This is a genomic window from Sphingobium lactosutens, assembly GCF_013393185.1.
Taxonomy (GTDB): domain Bacteria; phylum Pseudomonadota; class Alphaproteobacteria; order Sphingomonadales; family Sphingomonadaceae; genus Sphingobium; species Sphingobium lactosutens_A.
The window spans coordinates 14,367-33,804 of record NZ_QJQX01000063.1 but is presented as its reverse complement, the minus strand read 5'-3'; the positions used below and the strand labels follow the sequence as shown (position 1 = coordinate 33,804).

20 protein-coding genes and 1 riboswitch are annotated in these 19,438 nt (G+C 66.9%); of the genes, 18 read left to right on the top strand and 2 right to left on the bottom strand.

Annotated features, from left to right (window positions below; all coding sequences use genetic code 11):
* Positions 1-32 precede the first annotated feature (32 nt).
* From DM806_RS18200 to cobJ, 11 genes are all read left to right on the top strand, one after another.
* Complete coding sequence (locus tag DM806_RS18200; protein WP_179044614.1) at positions 33-893, top strand: NAD(P)-dependent oxidoreductase; 861 nt, start codon at positions 33-35, stop codon at positions 891-893.
* A 22-nt stretch (positions 894-915) separates the two neighbouring features.
* Entirely contained in the window at positions 916-1,941 is a 1,026-nt protein-coding gene (locus tag DM806_RS18195; RefSeq protein WP_179044585.1) for an amidohydrolase family protein, read from the top strand.
* Entirely contained in the window at positions 1,938-2,390 is a 453-nt protein-coding gene (gene ligA, locus DM806_RS18190) for a protocatechuate 4,5-dioxygenase subunit alpha (RefSeq protein ID WP_093017341.1), read from the top strand. Before DM806_RS18195 ends, ligA begins: the two co-directional genes overlap by 4 nt.
* Position 2,391: 1 nt before the next feature.
* The gene (locus DM806_RS18185) at positions 2,392-3,285 is read left to right on the top strand and encodes a class III extradiol dioxygenase subunit beta (RefSeq protein WP_179044584.1); all 894 of its coding nucleotides are present in this window, start codon (positions 2,392-2,394) and stop codon (positions 3,283-3,285) included.
* A 162-nt stretch (positions 3,286-3,447) separates the two neighbouring features.
* Positions 3,448-4,386, top strand: a complete 939-nt coding sequence (locus DM806_RS18180; protein WP_179044583.1) for a Gfo/Idh/MocA family oxidoreductase — start codon at positions 3,448-3,450, stop codon at positions 4,384-4,386.
* Between the two features lie 211 nt (positions 4,387-4,597).
* Positions 4,598-4,817: riboswitch (cobalamin riboswitch) on the top strand.
* 189 nt (positions 4,818-5,006) lie between these two features.
* Entirely contained in the window at positions 5,007-6,044 is a 1,038-nt protein-coding gene (gene cobW / locus DM806_RS18175) for a cobalamin biosynthesis protein CobW (RefSeq protein ID WP_179044582.1), read from the top strand.
* 9 nt (positions 6,045-6,053) lie between these two features.
* Complete coding sequence (cobN, locus tag DM806_RS18170; RefSeq protein ID WP_179044581.1) at positions 6,054-9,296, top strand: cobaltochelatase subunit CobN; 3,243 nt, start codon at positions 6,054-6,056, stop codon at positions 9,294-9,296.
* On the top strand, positions 9,293-10,405 hold the full coding sequence (locus tag DM806_RS18165) for a cobalamin biosynthesis protein CobG (protein ID WP_179044580.1): 1,113 nt from the start codon (positions 9,293-9,295) through the stop codon (positions 10,403-10,405). Before cobN ends, DM806_RS18165 begins: the two co-directional genes overlap by 4 nt.
* Positions 10,405-11,034, top strand: coding sequence for a precorrin-8X methylmutase (locus DM806_RS18160; protein ID WP_179044579.1), 630 nt, complete (start codon positions 10,405-10,407; stop codon positions 11,032-11,034). The genes DM806_RS18165 and DM806_RS18160 overlap by 1 nt, the downstream gene beginning before the upstream one ends.
* Positions 11,035-11,039: 5 nt before the next feature.
* Positions 11,040-11,762, top strand: a complete 723-nt coding sequence (gene cobI / locus DM806_RS18155) for a precorrin-2 C(20)-methyltransferase (protein WP_179044613.1) — start codon at positions 11,040-11,042, stop codon at positions 11,760-11,762.
* Entirely contained in the window at positions 11,759-12,508 is a 750-nt protein-coding gene (cobJ, locus tag DM806_RS18150) for a precorrin-3B C(17)-methyltransferase (protein WP_179044578.1), read from the top strand. Before cobI ends, cobJ begins: the two co-directional genes overlap by 4 nt.
* Here the strand turns inward: cobJ and DM806_RS18145 are convergent.
* A complete protein-coding gene (locus tag DM806_RS18145; protein ID WP_179044577.1) occupies positions 12,484-13,275 on the bottom strand; it encodes a cobalt-precorrin-6A reductase in 792 nt (263 codons plus the stop codon). The genes cobJ and DM806_RS18145 overlap by 25 nt on opposite strands.
* Here DM806_RS18145 and cbiE point away from each other — a divergent pair.
* The 7 genes from cbiE to bluB are packed head-to-tail and all read left to right on the top strand — an operon-like array spanning position 13,232 to position 18,886.
* Positions 13,232-14,437 carry a precorrin-6y C5,15-methyltransferase (decarboxylating) subunit CbiE gene (gene cbiE / locus DM806_RS18140; RefSeq protein ID WP_372859618.1) on the top strand — a complete coding sequence of 402 codons (1,206 nt, stop codon included), beginning with the start codon at positions 13,232-13,234 and terminating at the stop codon, positions 14,435-14,437. The two genes, DM806_RS18145 and cbiE, sit on opposite strands and share 44 nt — an antisense overlap.
* Positions 14,434-14,799 carry a cobalamin biosynthesis protein gene (locus DM806_RS18135; RefSeq protein WP_179044575.1) on the top strand — a complete coding sequence of 122 codons (366 nt, stop codon included), beginning with the start codon at positions 14,434-14,436 and terminating at the stop codon, positions 14,797-14,799. Before cbiE ends, DM806_RS18135 begins: the two co-directional genes overlap by 4 nt.
* Positions 14,796-15,581 carry a precorrin-4 C(11)-methyltransferase gene (gene cobM / locus DM806_RS18130; RefSeq protein ID WP_179044574.1) on the top strand — a complete coding sequence of 262 codons (786 nt, stop codon included), beginning with the start codon at positions 14,796-14,798 and terminating at the stop codon, positions 15,579-15,581. The genes DM806_RS18135 and cobM overlap by 4 nt, the downstream gene beginning before the upstream one ends.
* The gene (locus tag DM806_RS18125) at positions 15,578-16,888 is read left to right on the top strand and encodes a cobyrinate a,c-diamide synthase (RefSeq protein ID WP_179044573.1); all 1,311 of its coding nucleotides are present in this window, start codon (positions 15,578-15,580) and stop codon (positions 16,886-16,888) included. The genes cobM and DM806_RS18125 overlap by 4 nt, the downstream gene beginning before the upstream one ends.
* A complete protein-coding gene (cobF, locus tag DM806_RS18120) occupies positions 16,885-17,640 on the top strand; it encodes a precorrin-6A synthase (deacetylating) (RefSeq protein ID WP_179044572.1) in 756 nt (251 codons plus the stop codon). Before DM806_RS18125 ends, cobF begins: the two co-directional genes overlap by 4 nt.
* Positions 17,637-18,242: a cob(I)yrinic acid a,c-diamide adenosyltransferase gene (gene cobO, locus DM806_RS18115; protein ID WP_179044571.1), complete on the top strand. Its 606-nt coding sequence runs from the start codon at positions 17,637-17,639 to the stop codon at positions 18,240-18,242. The genes cobF and cobO overlap by 4 nt, the downstream gene beginning before the upstream one ends.
* The gene (gene bluB, locus DM806_RS18110) at positions 18,239-18,886 is read left to right on the top strand and encodes a 5,6-dimethylbenzimidazole synthase (protein WP_179044570.1); all 648 of its coding nucleotides are present in this window, start codon (positions 18,239-18,241) and stop codon (positions 18,884-18,886) included. The genes cobO and bluB overlap by 4 nt, the downstream gene beginning before the upstream one ends.
* A 13-nt stretch (positions 18,887-18,899) precedes the next feature.
* Here the strand turns inward: bluB and DM806_RS18105 are convergent, their stop codons facing one another.
* Positions 18,900-19,316, bottom strand: coding sequence for a hypothetical protein (locus tag DM806_RS18105; protein ID WP_179044569.1), 417 nt, complete (start codon positions 19,314-19,316; stop codon positions 18,900-18,902).
* Between the last annotated feature and the right edge of the window lie 122 nt (positions 19,317-19,438).

Sequence of the window (19,438 nt, the reverse complement as noted above, 5' to 3'; positions counted from 1 at the left end):
GCCCTTCGCCCGATGCGTCATCCGTTGCCGTCATGGAGCAGGAAGTTGGTCTGATCGGGTTCGGCGAAGCGGGGTCTACCTTTGCACTGGCAGGGGACTGGGCTGAAGTCGCCCATGTTTTTGATATCAAGACGGATGATGCCGCGACGCGCGATGCGATGCTGGTGGCCTATGCCGATGCTGGCGTGTCGCCGGCGCTCGCTCTGGCGGGTGCACTCAGCAAGGTTGGACTGATCCTGTCGCTGGTGACGGCGGATCAGGCGCTGGCCGTGGCGGAAGCCGCCGCTGCGCTGATCGCACCGGGTGCGCTCTATTGCGATCTCAACAGCGTCGCGCCGCAGACCAAGCAGGCGGCGGCGCAGGCGATCGAGGTAGCAGGCGCCCATTATGTCGACGTTGCGGTGATGGCGCCGGTCGATCCGGCGCGGCTCAACGTCCCGCTGCTGTTGAGCGGCGTGCGGGCCGGGGAAGCGGAGCAGCTTTTGCGCACATTGGGCTTCACCAACAGCCGCGTTGTCGGTGCAGGCGTCGGCCGGGCCTCGTCGATCAAGATGATCCGGTCGGTGATGGTCAAGGGGATCGAGGCGTTGACCGCCGAGTGCGTGCTTGCGGCGGATGCGGCGGACGTGCTGGACGAAGTGCTGGCTTCGCTCGATGCGAGTGAAAAGGCCCGGCCTTGGGCGGCGCGGGCGGACTATAATCTCGACCGGATGCTGGTGCATGGCACCCGCCGCGCCGCCGAGATGGAGGAAGTGGTCAAGACGCTCGAAGGTCTGGGCACCGGCGCGGCGCTGACGCGCGGCACGGTCGCGCGGCAGCGGGCGATCGGCGCGCTGGGCATGAAGGCGCCGCCCGAAGGGCTGACGGGCAAGCTGAATTTTCTTTCCGAATGAACGATATTTTGAGGTTGAGTGCATGAGCCTGATTATCGACTGCCACGGTCATTATACCGTATTGCCCAAGGGGCACGACGCCTGGCGTGAGGAGCAGAAGGCGGCGTTCAAGGCCGGCACGCCCTGTCCGCCCTATCCCGAGATCAGCGACGGGGAAATCCGCGAGACGATCGAGGCGAACCAATTGCGTCTGATCAAGGAACGCGGCGCGGATCTCACCATCTTCTCCCCCCGCGCGTCGGCGATGGCGCCGCATGTCGGTGACGAGGCGGTGGCCAAGGAATGGGCGATCCGCTGCAACGACCTGATCGCGCGTGTCGTGGCCATGTTTCCCGAGACTTTCGTCGGCGTGTGCATGCTGCCCCAGTCGCCGAAGGCCGACATGAGCAACTCGATCGCCGAGCTGGAGCGCTGCGTCAACGAGCTGGGCTTCATCGGGTGCAACCTCAATCCCGATCCGGGCGGCGGCCATTTCACCCATCCGCCGCTGACCGACAAATACTGGTATCCCTTCTACGAGAAGATGGTCGAGCTGGACGTGCCGGCGATGATCCATGTGTCGGGCAGCTGCAATCCGGCGATGCATGCGACCGGTGGCTATTATATTGCCGCCGACACGATCGCCTTCATGCAGTTGCTGGAAGGCGACCTGTTCAAGGATTTCCCGACGCTGCGCTTCATCATCCCGCATGGCGGCGGCGCGGTGCCCTATCATTGGGGTCGCTATCGCGGTCTGGCCGACATGCTCAAGAAGCCCGACCTTTCGACGCACCTGATGAACAACATCTTTTTTGACACCTGCGTCTATCACCAGCCGGGCGTCGATCTGCTGGCAGACGTGATCGAGAACAAGAATATCCTGTTCGGGTCGGAAATGGTCGGCGCGGTGCGTGGCATCGACCCGACCACCGGCTTCTATTTCGACGACACCAAACGCTATGTCGATGCGCTGGAGATCAGTGACGAGGAGCGCGCCGCGATCTTCGCAGGCAATGCCCGTCGCGTCTTCCCGCGTCTCGACGCAAAATTGAAGGAGAGGGGACTATGATAACAGAAGATCCCAAGCATCAGGACATCCACGAATATCTGGCCGAGATGGAAGATATCCCCGGCACGCGCGTCTTCACCGCCGCGCGCGCCCGTGTGGGCTATCATATCAACCAGTTCGCGATGAGCCTGATGAACGCCGAGAACCGCGCGAAGTTCAAGGCGGACGAGCGTGCCTATATGGACGAATGGCCGTTGACCGAGGACCAGAAGCAGGCGCTGCTGGCGCGCGACTATAATCGCTGCCTCGACCTGGGCGGGAATGTCTATTTCTTGTCGAAGCTGTTTTCGACCGATGGCATTCCGTTCGCGGAAGCGGTCAGCACGATGACCGACATGAAATTCCCGGAATATCGCGAGATGATGATGCAGGGTGGCCGCTCGCCCGAGGGCGTGCGGTCAATCAAAGCCAATGAAGCGGCAGCCGCCGCGAAGAAAGAGGATCGCTGATATGGCGCGGATTACCGCTGGCGTGGCGTCGAGCCATGTGCCGCTGCTGGGCGTGGCGTCCGACTTCAACAAAGATCGCGACGAGTATTTCGGGCCGATCTTTGCGGGCTACGACTGGACTCGCGCGTGGGAAGAAGCCGAAAAGCCCGATGTCGTCGTGCTGGTCTATAACGACCATGCCTCCGCCTTCGACATGAAGATCATCCCGACCTTCGCGATCGGCTGCGGCGAGCGCTACAAGTCGGCCGACGAAGGCTGGGGGCCGCGCACCGTGCCGGACGTGGAGGGGCATCCCGACCTTGCCTGGCACATGGCGCAGAGCCTGATCCTGGATGAGTTCGACATGACCATCATCAACGAGATGGACGTCGACCATGGCCTGACGGTGCCGCTCAGTATGATGTTCGGCAAGCCAGACGCCTGGCCGTGCAAGGTCGTGCCGTTGGCTGTCAATGTCGTCACCTATCCGCCGCCGTCGGGCAATCGCTGCTGGGCGCTGGGCGAGGCGGTGCGCAAGGCGGTTGAGAGCTTCCCGGAGGATCTGAACGTCCAGGTGTGGGGCACGGGCGGCATGAGCCACCAGTTGCAGGGGCCGCGTGCGGGCCTGATCAACAAGGAATGGGACAATATGTTCCTGGACGGGCTGATCGGCGACAGTGACCATCTGCGCCGCATCCCGCATATCGAATATCTGCGCGAAACGGGCAGCGAAGGCATCGAGATGGTGATGTGGCTGATCATGCGCGGGGCGCTGGGCAAGAAGACCCGCGCGCTGCACCGCCATTATCATGTGCCCTGTTCCAACACCGCGATCGGCCATCTGGTGCTGCGTCCCGACAATGGCGAGGGACTGGACATGGCCGGCAGCGGCGTGACGGCGGTCGCGGCGGAGTAGCGAAAATAAAGCCCCTCCCTTTCTAGGGAGGGGTTGGGGTGGGTCGCGAGCGCAGCGAGCGTCCAGCCTATCCCACATAGGTCAATGGCGATTGCTGATGCAATCGTACCCACCCCCAACCCATCCCTGGAAAGGGAGGGGAGTTAAGATACGGAGTTTCCCATGCGTATTGCCCTGGCCGGTGCCGGCGCCTTTGGCGAAAAGCATCTCGACGGTCTCAAGAATATCGACGGTGTGACCGTCACCTCGATTATCGGCCGCGAACTGGACGCGACGAAGAAGGTCGCGGAGAAATATGGCATCGGCCATGTCACCACGGACCTCAACGAGACGCTGGCGCGCGACGATGTCGACGCGGTGATCCTCTGCACCCCCACCCAGATGCACGCGGCGCAGGCGATCGCCTGCATGGACGCGGGCAAGCATGTCGAAGTCGAAATTCCGCTGGCGGATAGTTGGAAGGATGCACAGGCCGTTCTGGCCAAGCAGAAGGAAACCGGCCTCACCTGCATGGTCGGCCACACCCGCCGCTTCAACCCGTCGCACCAGTTCGTCCACAACCGCATCCAGGCCGGCGAGTTCAACGTCCAGCAGATGGACGTCCAGACCTATTTCTTCCGTCGCAAGAATATCAATGCGAAGGGTGAGCCGCGCAGCTGGACCGACCATCTGCTGTGGCATCATGCCGCGCATACGGTCGATCTGTTCGCCTATCAGGCGGGCAAGATCGTGGCGGCGCACGCCATGCAGGGACCGATCCACCCGGAACTGGGCATCGCCATGGACATGTCGATCCAGCTGAAGAGCGAGACGGGCGCGATCTGCACCCTGTCGCTGTCCTTCAACAATGATGGGCCGCTCGGCACTTTCTTCCGCTATATCGGCGACACCGACACCTATATCGCCCGCTACGACGATCTGGTGAATGGCAAGGAAGAGCCGATCGACCTCGCCGGCGTCGCCGTCTCCAACAATGGCATCGAATTGCAGGACCGCGAATTCGTCAGCGCAATCCGCGAAGGCCGCGATCCCAATTCGAGCGTCGCCAAGGTGTTCGACTGCTATCGTGTGCTGGGCGAACTGGAGACTCAGCTGGGCTGAGCCTTCGACCCGGACGGTCCGAGTCGCCGGGTGTTCCGCCCGGAATAGCAAATGCTTCAAATCCCTTCGGGGTCGCAGGGAAGGGCGTGGCGGGATGACCGTCACGCCCTTTTTGCCCTATTCCCAAGGACGGTAGGCCCCATGTCATGGGTGCCGCTTGGCAAGGGGGCAAAGCGCAGCTATGCACCCCCGTGATCGATGGGATATTCCATCGGTTGTTGATCGCGCCGGTGCCCCGCAAGGGGCTTCAAATGGGAATGCGGTGAGGGGGTTTTGACCTTCAATTCCGCGGCTGTCCCTGCAACTGTAAGCGGCGAGCGCGATGCACAGGCCCTCTTGTCGAGGGCGGCCACTGGACCCAACGGTCCGGGAAGGTGTGCATCAAGCCCTGACCCGCGAGCCAGGAGACCTGCCGGCGTCTGGTCGCTCTTGCTTTGGTCCAGGGGATGGCCGGGGCACGGTAGGTTTTCCGTCTGAGCGACGAAATCGTGTGGCTGGGGCTGCACGGTGCGGGATGCCGGGCGCCGTCGCGCCCGCCCGTCGTCGCGCGCCGGCTGGCGTCCATCGGGGCGTCGGCAAGCCCCCGCCCGTCGTCGTTCGGCGCGGGGGAGTCTGTCGGGTTGACCGATCTTGCAAAATTGCCCGTGACCATCGTCACCGGCTTTCTGGGCGCGGGTAAGACCACGCTCATCAGCCATCTGATCCGCAATGCGGGTGGGCGGCGGTTGGCCGTCGTTGTCAATGAATTCGGCACTTTGGGGGTCGATGGCGATATCCTCAAAAGCTGCGCCATCCCAGATTGCCCGGCGGAAAATATCGTCGAGCTGGCCAATGGCTGCATCTGCTGCACCGTGGCCGACGATTTTATCCCGACGGTCGAGGCGCTGCTGGCGCTGGAACCGCGGCCCGACCATATCCTGATCGAGACATCCGGGTTGGCGCTGCCCAAGCCCTTGCTCAAGGCGTTCGACTGGCCGGCGATCCGGTCGCGCATCACCGTCGATGGCGTGATCGCGCTCGCCGATGCGGAGGCGGTGGCGGACGGCCGGTTCGCCCCCGATCTGGCGGCGCTGGACGCCCAGCGTAGCGCCGATCCGGGCATCGATCATGAAACGCCCCTGTCCGAAGTGTTCGAGGATCAGCTTGCCTGTGCTGACATGGTGCTGCTGACCAAGGCGGACCTGGCCGGGCCGGAAGGCGTGGCGGCTGCGCGCGCGGTGATCGCGGCGGAAACGCCCCGGCCGCTGCCCGTGGTCGAACTGGTCGACGGTGTGATCGATCCGCGCGTCGTGCTGGGCCTTGGCGCGGCGGCCGAAGATGATCTGGCGGCGCGTCCCTCGCACCATGATGGCGAGGAGGATCATGAGCATGAGGATTTCGACAGCATCGTCGTCACGCTGGGCGACATTGCCGATCCGGCCGATCTGGTGGCGCGTATTGACCGGTTGGCGCGCGAACAGCAGATATTGCGGGTAAAGGGCTATGCTGCCGTTGCCGGCAAGCCGATGCGGCTGCTGGTGCAGGCGGTGGGCGCGCGCGTCCGCCACCAATATGACCGGCCCTGGCGTCCAGGCGAGGCGCGCGCGACGCAGCTGGTCGTGATCGCCGAGCATGATCGCATTGACCCAGCGGCGATCCGGGCAGTCCTTCAGGACTGATCCCGCGACATGCATGTCATCTTCCGCGAGACCCACGGGATCGAGGAGGCGGCTGTCCCGCAGGATCTGGGGCAGACGCCCGCCGATCTCGTGCTGCTGTCCTTTTCGGACAGCGACCTGGGAGCGTTCGCGGAGGGATGGCATCGGGCGCAGGGCGGGCTGCCGACCCTGCGGCTCGCTAATCTGGCAACGCTGGCGCATCCTCTGTCGGTCGATACCTATATCGACCGGACGCTGTCGGGCGCTAAGGCGATCCTGATCCGGCTGATCGGCGGCGCATCCTATTGGAGCTATGGGCTGCAACAGGTCGAGGCGATGGCGCGGACGCGCGGGATTGCGCTGGCGGTGTTGCCGGCCGATGGTCGCCCCGATGCGCGGCTGGATGCGGCGTCGACCGTACCGGTCGAAACGCTGCGAGCGCTGGCACGGCTTTGCGATGAGGGCGGCGCGGCGGCGGCGCAGGCGGCGCTCGGCTTGTTGGCGCGGGAAACGGGGCTGATCGACGGCCCTGCCGGGGTGACGCCCTCCTTGCCGATTGTAGGCGCTTGGGACGGTGACGTGACATGCCCCGCAGCCTTTGCGCTGACGGCGGTGCGCCCCCGCATCCTTCTGGTCTTCTACCGATCCTATCTGACCGCTGCCGACATGCACCCGTTCGAGGCCTTGCGCGACAGCTTCGCCGCGCGCGGTTTCGATGTGATCGGTCTGTTCGCCCCATCGCTCAAACCGCACGACATACGCGGCTGGATCGCGCGCTGGGTGCGCGTGTTCGGTCCTGCCGCGATCGTCAATGCCACCGCCTTTTCGGCGCGGGGCGAGGATGGCAAGACGCCGCTCGACGGAGCAGGGGTGCCCGTCTTCCAACTGGCGCTGGCGACATCCGGGCGGCAGGCCTGGCAGGAATCGGCACGCGGGCTTTCACCGGCGGATCTCGCCATGCATGTGGTGCTGCCCGAAGTCGATGGGCGGCTGTTCGCGGGCGTGGCGAGTTTCAAGGAAGCGCAGGTCCGCGACGCCGCGCTGGAGTTCGTGCGCGGCGCGCACCGGGCCGATCCGGCGCGGATCGATGCGATCGTGGAGCGGGTGATCGCCTGGGTGCGGCTCGCTGCGACACCGGCGGCGGCGCGGCGGCTGGCGATGATCCTGTCAACCTATCCCGGCAAGGCACATCAGATGGCCCATGCCGTGGGATTGGATGCGATCGCATCGGCCGAGGCGATCCTGAGCGATCTTTCGGCGGCAGGCTATGCTGTCGAGGCTGCGGGCGATCTGGTGGGTGCGCTTCAGGTCGAGCGGCTATATTGGCCGCTGGTCGACTATCGCCACGCGCTGGCGACCTTGCCCGCATCGTTGCGCGATGACCTCCATGCGGCCTGGGGAGAACCGGAGGATGATCCGGCCGCGCAGGATGGCGCCTTCGCCTTTTCGGCTGTGCGGCGCGGCGGCGTGCTGGTGGCGCTGCAACCCGAACGGGGGCTGAGCGTCGATCGGGTCGAGAACTATCACGACCTGTCACATTGCCCGCGCCATGCCTATGTCGCCTTCTACCTCTGGCTGCGGGAGCAAGGGATCGACGCGCTGGTCCATATGGGTGCGCATGGCACGCTGGAATGGCTTCCCGGCAAGGCGGTTGCGCTTTCCAATGCCTGCTGGCCGGAGGCGCTGGTCGGCCCGACGCCGTTACTCTATCCCTTTATCGTAAACGATCCGGGCGAGGCGGCGCAGGCCAAGCGGCGGACCGGCGCGGTGACGATTGGTCACGCGCCGCCGCCGCTCGCACCGTCGCGCGAGGGTGCGGGGTTGGGGCGGATCGAGACTTTGCTCGATGAATTTTCCAACGCCGATGGCCTCGACCCGGCGCGACGAACACGATTGCAGGCGGACATTCGCGACGAGGCGCGGGCGCTGGGGCTGGAGGCGGACCTTGGCATCGACGCCGCCATGTCCCCGGCGGAGGCGATCAGCCGGATCGACCGCTTCGTTTGCGACATCAAGGAAAGCCAGTATGGCGATGGCCTGCATGTCTTCGGTCGGGGCGAACAGGGCGCGGCCGAGCGCGCGGGCCTGCTGGCGGCATTGGATGGGCGTCGGCTCGCGCCCGGTCCGTCCGGTTCGCCGCATCGCGGCCGGTCCGATGTGCTGCCGACGGGGCGCAACCTGTTCATGGTCGACCCCCGCGCCGTTCCGTCCCGCGCCGCCCATGCGCAGGGCGTGCGGCTGGCGGAGGAACTGATCCGCCGCCATTTGCAGGACCAGGGCGACTATCCCAGGGGGCTGGTGGTCGACCTGTGGGGATCGGCGACGATGCGCACGGCGGGCGAGGATTATGCCATGGCGCTGCACCTGCTGGGCGCGAAGCCGGTCTGGGATCTGGCGTCGGAGCGGGTGAAGGGAGTGGAAATCCTGCCGCTCGCGATGATGGACCGGCCACGCCTCGACGTGACCCTGCGCGTGTCGGGCCTGTTCCGCGATGCCTTCCCGACCTTGCCCTTGCTGTTCGGGCAAGCGGTGCGGGCGTTGTGCGAACGGGACGAGCCAACCGATTGGAACCCCTTCGTCGGCGCCGCGCAGGCATCGCGCGTTTATGGCCCGGAGCCGGGGCGCTACGGCCTCAACATGGGCGATGCCGCCGACAGCTACACCGCCGATAGCCGGCGCGCGGCAGGGGAAGCGTGGCTGGCGGCATCGCGCCATGCGCTGGATCGCGACGAGGCGGATGATGCGGGCCTGCGCGCGCGCGTCGCCGCCGCCGACGCCTTCGTCCATGCGCAGGATCTGCCCGAAACCGACCTGCTGCTGGCAGCCGACTATGCCGCGCATGAGGCTGGCTTTGCCGCCGCGCAGGGTGTGACAGGGGGCAGGGCCGCGCTCTACCATCTCGATGCGCGCGACCCGGAACGGCCGGTCGCGCGGCCGCTGGCCGAGGAGATCGCGCGCGTCGTGCGGGCGCGGGCGGCCAATCCCGGCTGGGTCGAGGGCATGATGCGGCACGGCTTTCGCGGCGGAGCGGAACTGGCGGCGACGCTCGACCATCTGGGCGCGTTCGCCCATCTAGCCGGAGGCGTGCCGGACCATCTGTTCGACCTCTATCATGATGCGACGATCGGGCAGGCGGCGGTGCGCGATTTCCTGGCGCAGGCTAATCCCGGCGCGCTGGCGGCGATGGAGGCGCGCTTTGCCGCGCTTCTGGCCGCCGGCCTGTGGCGCACGCGGCGCAACTCGATCCTCGCCAGCCTGGGGGATGCGCCATGAGTATGGTGAAGGGCTGGTGCCCCGATGCCTGGCATCCGATGGCGGCGGGCGATGGCCTGCTGGTGCGGGTGCGGCCGCCGTTGGGGCGGATCAACGCGGCGCAACTGATTGGGCTGAGCGAAGCGGCTGCGATCCATGGCAATGGGCTGATCGACCTGACCAGCCGCGCGAACCTGCAAATCCGGGGGGTGAGCGAACAGGGCTGGCGACCGCTGGTCGAACGGCTGGTGTCGCTGGGACTGACAAATGCCGATCCGAGGATGGAAGCACGGCGGTCTCTGATGGTGGCGCCAGAGTGGCAAGCGGGCGACGACACGGCGCGGGTCGCCGAAGAACTAATCGGGCGGCTGGCCGAATTGCCGGAGTTGCCGGCAAAAATCGGCTTTGTCATCGATGCAGGCCATGCGCCGCAGTTGATAGGGGAAGCGGGCGATTTTCGGATCGAGCGCGGGGCGCATGGCGGCTTGATCCTGCGCGCGGACGGTCGGGCGCTGGGCGTGGACGTCATTGTCGGGCGGGAGGTCGATGCGCTGATAGCGCTGGCGCACTGGTTCGTCGCCAGCGGCGGCTCTGCGGCCGGGCGCATGGCGCGACATGACGCGCGCTTGCCTGATTGGGCGGAGGGCCATATCGCGCCTGCCAGTGCAGTCATCCCGGTCCGGGCCGGCGCCCATCCGCTCGGCTTTGCCTATGGCGTGCCGTTCGGGCAGATCGAGGCGCCGACGCTGGCGGAACTGGCGACTGGTGCGGTCCGCCTCACCCCCTGGCGGACGCTGATCGTCGAGGGCGATGCAGGGCGTCCGATCCGGGGATTGCTGCACGACCCGCTCGACCCGCTGCTGCGTGTCGATGCTTGTCCCGGAAAGCCGCGCTGTCCGCAGGCAAGCGTCGAGACGCGCCTGCTGGCGCAGCGCATCGCCCCGCATGTCGACGGGCGCCTGCATGTCTCGGGCTGCGCCAAGGGCTGCGCATGCGCTACCGCCGCCCATCTCTGCATCACCGGCAGGGACGGCCATTACGATATCGCGAAGAACGCCAAAGCGGGATCGCCGCCAGTGCGGGCCGGCATGGATATGCCCGCCCTGCTTGCCTATCTGGGAGTATATTGATGCCGCATGTCTATGAAACCGATGGTGCGGCGATCTATCGCCAATCCTTCGCCATCATCCGGGCGGAGGCGGCGCTCGGGCGGTTTTCCGCCGAGGAAGAGCCGGTGGCCGTCCGCATGATCCATGCCGCCGGCATGGTGGAACTGGCGCCGCATATCCGCTTTTCTCCCGGCTTTGCCGAAGCGGCGCGCGAGGCGTTAGCCGGCGGCGCACCGATCCTGTGCGATGTGCGCATGGTGTCTGAAGGGGTGACGCGGGCGCGGCTGCCGACGAACAATTCAGTTATCTGCACGCTGGGCGATCCGTCCGTGCCGCAACTGGCGCAGGCGATCGGCAACACCCGGTCCGCCGCCGCGCTGGAACTATGGCGGCCGCATCTTGGGGGCGCTGTGGTGGCCATCGGCAATGCGCCGACCGCCCTGTTTCATCTGCTCGACATGCTGTCCGACCCGGATTGCCCACGTCCGGCGGCGATCATTGGCTGCCCGGTCGGCTTCGTCGGTGCGGCGGAATCCAAGGCAGCGCTCTGGAAGGAACAGCCCGTGCCCTGCTGCATCGTCGATGGGCGGCTGGGCGGCAGCGCCATCACCGTCGCGGCGGTGAACGCGCTGGCGAGCCGCGCGGAATGAGCAACATGTTGGGCACCATTCACGGCGTCGGCCTCGGCCCCGGCGCGCAGGATCTGCTGAGCGTCCGCGCGGACCGGTTGGTGCGGGACGCGCGCCATGTCGCCTATTTCCGCAAGGCCGGCCGGCCGGGGCAGGCGCGGCGCATCGTCGAGGGGATGCTGCGGCCCGATGTGGTCGAGATCGCGATGGAATATCCGGTGACGACCGAAATTCCGCTCAGCGACCCGCGCTACAATGAATGCCTTTCCACCTTCTATGCCGACTGCACCGAACGGCTCGCCACGCTGGCGCAGGCGGGCGAGGATGTCGTGGTGCTGTGCGAGGGCGATCCCTTTTTCTACGGCTCCTTCATGCACCTGCACAGCCGGTTGTCGGGCAGCGTGCCGGTGCGGATCGTGCCGGGGATCAGCGGCATGGCGGGCGCATGGACCGCCAGCGGCGCGCCGATCACCTGGGGCGACGACGTGCTGACAGTGCTGATGGCGACCCTGCCGGAGGCGGATCTGGCCCGCCGCATCCGGGACACCGACGCGCTGGTGGTGATGAAGATCGGCCGAAACCTGCCCAAGCTGCGCCGCGCGGTCGCGGCGGCGGGGCGCGAAGCGGAGGCGTGGCTGGTCGAATATGCCGCCATGCCCGAACAGAAGGTGACGCCGCTGGGGCAGGCGGAGAGCGTCACGCCCTATTTCTCGATCCTGCTGATCCACGGACAGGGCCGTCGGCCATGAGCGGGTGGATCGCTATAGCCGGGCTGGGACCGGGCGACGAGGCGCTGGTGACGCCCGAAGTGACGGCGGCGCTGGCGGAGGCGACCGACGTGGTCGGCTATATCCCCTATGTCGCGCGGATCGCGCCGCGTGAGGGGCTGACCCTGCATCCGTCCGACAATCGGGTGGAGCGCCAGCGGGCCGCCCATGCGCTGGAGATGGCAGCGGCGGGGCGGCGCGTGGTCGTGGTGTCGTCGGGCGATCCCGGCATCTTCGCCATGGCGGCGGCAGTGTTCGAGGCGCTGGAGGCCGGGCCGGACGACTGGCGCGCGCTCGACATCCGTGTGCTGCCGGGCATCACGGCGATGCTGGCGGCGAGCGCGCGCGCGGGGGCGCCGCTGGGTCATGATTTCTGCGCCATCAACCTGTCGGACAATCTGAAGCCCTGGGCGCTGGTGGAGCGGCGGTTGCGACTGGCGGTCGAGGCGGATTTCGCGATCGCCCTCTACAATCCCCGGTCGAAGGCGCGACCGGAGGGCTTTGCCCGTGCGCTCGACCTGCTACGCGATGCGAGCGGTGACGATCGCCCTGTCCTGTTCGCGCGGGCCGTGTCGACGCCGGAAGAGGCATTGCGCATCGTGCCCTTGTCGCAGGCGACGCCCGACATGGCGGACATGCGGACGGTCGTCATTATCGGGTCGAGCCTGACGCGGATTATCCCCCGTGAGGGCGCACCGATCCTTTACACGCCCCGGTCGGCGCCATGATCGATCCAGTGCAGCACGGCGCGGGGATCATGCAGTTCCAGCCGGTCGAGCAAGGCGGGGCGATCGATCATCAGCACCGGCAGGCCGAGGTTGCGCGCGGCGATCAGCTTGGCCCGCGCGCCCGTGCCGCCGGCATTCTTGCTGAGGATGAGATCGATGCCGTGCGCCTGCATCAGGTGCATGTCGCTTACCACGTCAAATGGTCCGCGATCGATAACCAGATGGTAATGGAGCAAGGCCGGCGGTGTGGCCGGCTGGTCGACGAAGCGCAGGAGATAAAAATGCTGCGGCTGCGCGGCGAAGGCGTCCGCGTGCATCCGGCCGAGCGCCAGCATGATCCGGCGCGCGGGGCCGTCGAGCGCCGCGATAGCCGCGGCAAGGTCCGGCACATGGGTCCAGCGATCCCCGGCCGTGGCGCGCCAGGCCGGGCGGGTCAGCGCGACATGGGCGACGCCGGCCATGCGCGCGGCCGTCACTGCATTGGCGCTCATCGTCGCGGCGAAGGGATGGGTGGCATCGACCAGATGGGTCACGCCCTGCACCCGCAGATGGTCGGCCAGCCCCTCCGCGCCGCCAAAACCGCCGATCCGCACCGGCACGGGCTGCGGGCGCGGGCTGTCGACCCGGCCGGCATAGCTGAGCGTCGCCCGTTCGCCACGCTCGGTCAGCAGGCGGGCAAGCGCGCTCGCTTCGGTGGTGCCGCCCAATATCAGGATGTTGCGCGTGGTTGAAAGTCCGGCACGGCCATGGCTGACGATCGTCGGCATCGGCGAGGATGGATGGGACGGGCTGGCCGCACCGGCCCGCGCGGCGATCGATGCGGCGGAACTGGTCATGGGACCGGCCCGGCATCTTGCGCTGCTGGACGAGCATAGAGGGCGGACGCTGATATGGCCAGTCCCCTTCGCCGACGGCGTCCCTCTATTGCTGGCGGAGCGCGGACGGGCGGTTGTAGTGCTGGCGTCGGGCGACCCCTTCTGGTTCGGCGCGGGGAGCAGCCTGACGCGGCATTTGGAGCGGGAAGAATGGGTGGCGCATCCCGTGCCTTCCACATTTTCGCTGGCGGCGGCGCGATTGGGCTGGGCGTTGCAGGACATGGCCTGCGTCGCGATCCATGCCGCGCCGGTGATGCGGCTGCGACCGCATCTCGCGCCGGGACGGCGGATCGTCGCGCTGCTGCGGGACGGCGCGGCGGTGCGCGAGGTGGCCGCCTGGCTGACCGGGCAGGACTTCGGCGCGTCGACGCTGTACATATTGGAGTCGCTGGGCGGCCCGCGCGAACGCGTGCGAACGGTGCGTGCCGATGCGACGGTGCCGGAGGATGTGGCGCATCCGGTGGCGCTGGGAATCGACTGCACCGGCGGGGGCAGAGTGCTGCCCTGCGCATCGGGCCTTTCCGACGACTGGTTCGATCATGACGGGCAGATCAGCAAGCGGCCGGTTCGCGCGCTAACCCTGTCCGCGCTGGCGCCGAGGCCGGGCGAACTGCTGTGGGATATTGGTGCGGGGTCAGGCTCGATCGGGATCGAATGGCTGCTCGCTCATCCCGCCAACCATGTCGTGGCGCTGGAAGCCGATCCGGCACGCGCGATGCGGGTGGCGGCCAATGCCACGGCTCTGGGCGTCGACCGGATCGATGTCCGGATCGGCCGCGCACCCGAAGCCCTGCCCGAAGGACAGCCCGATGCCGTCTTTATCGGCGGCGGCCTGTCACAGGCTCTGCTGCAGGCGCTCTGGGCGCGGCTGTCGATGGGGTGTCGGCTGGTCGCCAATGCGGTGACGCTGGAGTCCGAAGCGCTGCTGGCGCAGTGGCAGGCGGACAAGGGCGGGCATCTGTTGCGCATCGATCTGGCAGAGGTCGCGCCGATCGGATCGCGCCGCGGTTGGCGGGCGAGCTATCCGCTGGTGCAGTGGAGCGTGACGCTATGATCGTCGCTGGCTTCGGCTTCCGCGCGGGCGCGACGGAGGCGTCGCTGCGCGCGGCGTTGGAGGGCGCACAACGCAGCGCGCCGCCCGTAACCCTGCTCGCCGCGCCTGAGGACAAACTGGCGTTGCTCGCGCCGCTCGCCAAGAGGCTCGGCCTGCCACTGACCGGCATTGCGCCCGACGCGCTGGCCGCAGCCGAAACGCAGACCCGCTCGACCGCGAGCATGGCCGCGCGCGGCACCGGCAGCGTGAGCGAAGCGGCTGCACTTGCCGCCGCGGGCCCCGGCGCTTTGCTTCTCGTCCCCCGTTTCATCGCCCCCGATCGCATGGCGACCTGCGCCATCGCCAGAGGACCGCAATCATGACCATCCACTTCATCGGCGCCGGTCCCGGCGCGCCCGACCTGCTGACCTTGCGCGGACGCGATCGGATCGCGGCCTCGCCGGTTTGTCTCTATGCCGGTTCGCTGGTGCCGCAGGCGCTGCTCGACCATTGCCCGCCCGGAGCGCGGATCGTGAACACCGCGCCGCTCTCGCTCGACGGTATCATCGCCGAAATGGCGGCGGCCCATGCGGCGGGGCAGGATGTGGCGCGGCTCCATTCGGGCGACCTGTCGGTCTGGTCGGCGATGGGTGAGCAGTTGCGGCGGCTGCGCGCACTGGACATCCCTTATGAGGTGACGCCGGGCGTGCCCTCCTTTGCCGCCGCCGCCGCCGCATTGCAGGCGGAACTGACTCTGCCCGGCCTTGCCCAGTCGCTGGTTCTGACCCGCACGCCGGGGCGCTCCAGCGCGATGCCACCGGGCGAGGCATTGGGGGCCTTCGGTGCGACCGGCGCAACGCTCGCCATCCATCTGTCGATCCATAATCTGGCGCAGGTGATCGCGGACCTGCTGCCGACGCACGGGCCTGACTGCCCCGTCGCAGTGGTGTGGCGGGCAAGCTGGCCCGACCAGCGGATCGTGCGCGGCACGCTGTCCACCATCGAACAGGCGGTGGCCGGCAGCATGGAGCGCACGGCGTTGATCCTGGTGGGACAGGTATTGGCGGCCGAGGATTTCGGCGAAAGCAGCCTTTATGCGCCCGATTATGACCGGCGTTTCCGGCCGCGATCGGCAGACTCGCCTTTTACGGGAGTGAACGAATGACCGTCCCAGGATTGATGATCGCCGCCCCGGCCTCCGGCACCGGCAAGACGACGGTGATGCTGGGCCTGCTGCGCGCGCTCCGCGAGGATGGGCTGGCCATTCAGCCGTTCAAGAGCGGGCCGGATTATATCGACCCGGCCTTCCACCGCGCGGCCTGTGGTCGGGCCTCCTTCAACCTCGACAGCTGGGCGATGACGCCGGGCCTGATCGACGCCATCGCTGCGGAGGCGAGCGGGGCGGACATGATCCTCGCCGAAGGATCGATGGGCCTGTATGACGGCGTCGCCAGCGCCGGCGGGACCGGGTATGGCGCCAGCGCCGACATCGCCCGGCGCATGGGTTGGCCGGTGATATTGGTGATCGACGTGTCGGGGCAGGCGCAGTCCGCCGCGGCGACGGCAATGGGCTTTGCGCGCTTCGATCCCGACCTGCCCTTTGCCGGGGTCATCCTCAATCGCGTCGCCAGCCCACGCCATGAACGACTGGTGCGCCGGGGGATGGAGGCGGCGGGCATCCGCGTGCTTGGCGCACTGCCCCGGCGCGGCGATCTGACCCTGCCGGAACGGCATCTGGGGCTGGTGCAGGCGGTCGAGCATCCCGATCTCGATCGGGCGATCGCCGACTATGCCGCCTTCCTGCGCGATCACGCGGATCTGGCCGTTATCCGAGACATAGCGGCGGCAGGGCTGACCGGCGGTGCGGCTGGACGCCTGCCGATCCCGCCCGCCCAGCGTATCGCGCTGGCGCGGGATGCGGCCTTTTCCTTCACCTACCCCCATCTGCTGGAAGGCTGGCGTCGCGCGGGGGCAGAGATATTGCCCTTCTCGCCGCTGGCGGACGAGGCACCGGCGATCGACGCCGACCTTGTCTGGCTGCCGGGCGGCTATCCCGAACTTCATGCCGGGCCGATCGCATCCGCTTCACGCTTTCTGGCGGCGTTGCACCATCATGCGGGGACCCGGCCGGTGCATGGCGAATGCGGCGGCTATATGGTGCTGGGCGAAGCATTGATCGACAAGGATGGGCAGCGTCATGCCATGGCCGGGCTGCTCGGCCTCGTCACCAGCTATGCCCAGCGGCGGATGCATCTGGGCTATCGTCATGCCCGGTTGCTCGCGCCCATCGCCGGCATGGCCGCCGACACGACGCTGCGCGGGCATGAGTTCCATTATTCCACCATCCTCGACCAGCCCGACGCGCCACTGGCCCATGTCACTGATGCCGATGGCGTCGCCGTCGCTGAAACCGGATCGTATCGCGGCCGCGTGACCGGCACCTTCTTCCACATGATTGCGCCGGCCCCATGATCGACCTGACCCTGATCGGCATCGGCACCGGCGATCCCGACCAGCTCACACTGGCGGCGATCCGGGCGATGAACGCTGCCGACCTCATCCTGCTGCCGCGCAAGGGGGGGGAGAAGGCGGACCTGATCGCGGTGCGGCGCGATATGTGCGCGCGCGTCCTTACCGGTGCGACCCGGACGGTGGAGTTCGACCTCCCGGTGCGGCGGCAGCAGGGCGATTATCTGGGCGCGGTGCAGGACTGGCATGATGCGATCGCGGCCTGTTGGGCCGAACAGATCGCCGTGCACCTGCCTGACGGTGGTCGGCTGGCCCTGCTCGTCTGGGGGGATCCCTCGCTCTATGACAGTACATTGCGGATCGCCGACCGGCTCCGCGCGCAGGGCATGGCATTGCGCGTGTCGGTGGTTCCGGGCATCAGCAGCCTCCACGCCCTGACCGCTGCCCATGCCATCACCTTGAATGCGCTGGCTGAGCCGGTGGTGATCACCACCGGGCGGCAGTTGCGCGATCATGGCTGGCCGGCGCAGGCGGATAGCGTCGCGGTGATGCTGGACGGCGGCTGCGCGTTTCAGGTGGTTGACCCGACCGGCGTGCATATCTGGTGGGGCGCCTATCTCGGCATGGCGCATCAGGCGCTGATCGCCGGGTCTCTGGAGTCGGTCGGCCCCCGGATCGTTGCTAAACGGGCGGCGCTACGGGCGCGGCACGGCTGGATCATGGATGTCTATCTGATGCGGAAGGAAAGAGGATGACGCAGGTCGACGAAGCGCGCCATGCTGAGAAGATGCGCAAGAAGCAGGCGGCGCAGGCCAAGATCATGGCTAACAAGACCCAGGAAAAGGGGCTGCTGATCGTCCACACCGGCAAGGGCAAGGGCAAGACCAGCGCGGCGCTCGGCATGGTGGTGCGCGCTATCGGTCATGGCATGAAGGTCGGTGTCGTCCAGTTTGTGAAGGGCGCCATGGCGACCGGCGAAAAGGCGGTGTTCGACGCCTTCCCCGACAATATCGAGTTCAAGCCGATGGGCGAGGGCTTCACCTGGAACACGCAGGATCGTTCGCGCGATGTCGCGGTGGCGCGCGAGGCTTGGGAGGAAGTGAAGCGGATGATCGCCGATCCGGCCTATGACATGGTGCTGGCCGACGAACTCAACATCGTGTTACGCTATGACTATCTGCCGCTGGACGAAGTGCTGGCGGCCGTGACGGAGCGGGATACGATGAAGCATGTCATCATCACCGGACGCAACGCGCCCGATGCCCTGATCGAGGCAGCCGATCTCGTAACCGACATGGTGATGGTGAAGCATCCCTTCCGGTCGGGCGTGAAGGCGCAGAAGGGCATCGAATTTTGAGCACAGCGCCGCCCGATTTCGACGCCACTTTTCTGGAGCAATTCGACGCGCTGCTGTGCTGGCGCCGCGATGTCCGGCATTTTCGGACCGATCCGGTGCCGGAGCCTGTCATGCAGGCGCTGCTCGCTTCGGTTAGCCTGGCGCCTTCGGTCGGCAATGCGCAGCCCTGGCGTCTGGTGCGGATCCGCTCAACTGACCTGAAGGCGCAGATCGCCGACCATATTGACCGGCAGCGCATCGCTGCCGCCGATCGCTATGCGGACGCCGACCAGCGCGCCCATTATCTCTCGCTCAAGCTGCATGGCGTGCGTGAGGCGCCCGAACTGCTCGCGGTCTTTTCGGAAGAACATCCCGACACGGGCCATGGGCTCGGCATCGCGACCATGCATGAGATGCTGCGCTATTCGACCGTGATGGCGATCCATACCCTGTGGCTGGCGGCACGGGCGCGGGGTGTCGGGCTGGGCTGGGTGTCGATCGTCGATCCGGCCACCGTCAGGACGATGCTCGATGTTCCAGACCACTGGAGCCTGATCGCCCTGCTCTGCATCGGCTATCCGGACGGGCCATGCGCCACACCCGAACTGGAGCAGCGCGGGTGGCAGGCGCGCGAGGCGCTGGCGGATCGCCTGTTCGAGCGATAATCGTGCCCAGCCGTCAATATCTTGGCGATACCTTGAGGACACCGGCTTTGCGCGGGAATTTCCGGTCGGCGCCGACAATGTCGCTGTCGCTCGCCTCGCGTGCCGCCAGCAGTGTGCAGACATGGCCGGCAATGCGTTTTCGGTCCGCCTGGGACAATTCCTTGTAGCTTTGCGCTATCGACGCATTGCCCTCATACCATTGTTCGAAGCCGCCTTCCCACACCGCGTCCATCGCGGCGAGATTCTGTTCGAGATGGCGATACAGCGCCAATAGCGGGCGCCATCGATGCTCGTTGAAGCTGAAGTCGCCTTGGGTAAACTTGCGCCCCGCCTGCCAGCCCCACCCATATTGCTGCACGGTGATGTGAGCGTTGAGCGGCGCCCCTTTCCGCCGATGCCATTTATAGGAATACACGGACTGTGGTGACAATGATCGCTCTGGCGGGCAGACCGCATTATGTGCTGACAATCGAGAATTTCACGTCATTCGTCCGATATGTCTGGGAGGCCGCTCCCTCCGAGCCTGCGCTTGTCATCTATTAGGGCGGTTTC

Coding starts and splice junctions, on each gene's coding strand:
- DM806_RS18200 (WP_179044614.1), top strand. CDS start 33: ATGGAGCAGGAAGTTGGTCTGATCGGGTTCGGCGAAGCGGGGTCTACC.
- DM806_RS18195 (WP_179044585.1), top strand. CDS start 916: ATGAGCCTGATTATCGACTGCCACGGTCATTATACCGTATTGCCCAAG.
- ligA (WP_093017341.1), top strand. CDS start 1,938: ATGATAACAGAAGATCCCAAGCATCAGGACATCCACGAATATCTGGCC.
- DM806_RS18185 (WP_179044584.1), top strand. CDS start 2,392: ATGGCGCGGATTACCGCTGGCGTGGCGTCGAGCCATGTGCCGCTGCTG.
- DM806_RS18180 (WP_179044583.1), top strand. CDS start 3,448: ATGCGTATTGCCCTGGCCGGTGCCGGCGCCTTTGGCGAAAAGCATCTC.
- cobN (WP_179044581.1), top strand. CDS start 6,054: ATGCATGTCATCTTCCGCGAGACCCACGGGATCGAGGAGGCGGCTGTC.
- DM806_RS18165 (WP_179044580.1), top strand. CDS start 9,293: ATGAGTATGGTGAAGGGCTGGTGCCCCGATGCCTGGCATCCGATGGCG.
- DM806_RS18160 (WP_179044579.1), top strand. CDS start 10,405: ATGCCGCATGTCTATGAAACCGATGGTGCGGCGATCTATCGCCAATCC.
- cobI (WP_179044613.1), top strand. CDS start 11,040: ATGTTGGGCACCATTCACGGCGTCGGCCTCGGCCCCGGCGCGCAGGAT.
- cobJ (WP_179044578.1), top strand. CDS start 11,759: ATGAGCGGGTGGATCGCTATAGCCGGGCTGGGACCGGGCGACGAGGCG.
- DM806_RS18145 (WP_179044577.1), bottom strand. CDS start 13,275: ATGCCGACGATCGTCAGCCATGGCCGTGCCGGACTTTCAACCACGCGC.
- DM806_RS18135 (WP_179044575.1), top strand. CDS start 14,434: ATGATCGTCGCTGGCTTCGGCTTCCGCGCGGGCGCGACGGAGGCGTCG.
- cobM (WP_179044574.1), top strand. CDS start 14,796: ATGACCATCCACTTCATCGGCGCCGGTCCCGGCGCGCCCGACCTGCTG.
- DM806_RS18125 (WP_179044573.1), top strand. CDS start 15,578: ATGACCGTCCCAGGATTGATGATCGCCGCCCCGGCCTCCGGCACCGGC.
- cobF (WP_179044572.1), top strand. CDS start 16,885: ATGATCGACCTGACCCTGATCGGCATCGGCACCGGCGATCCCGACCAG.
- cobO (WP_179044571.1), top strand. CDS start 17,637: ATGACGCAGGTCGACGAAGCGCGCCATGCTGAGAAGATGCGCAAGAAG.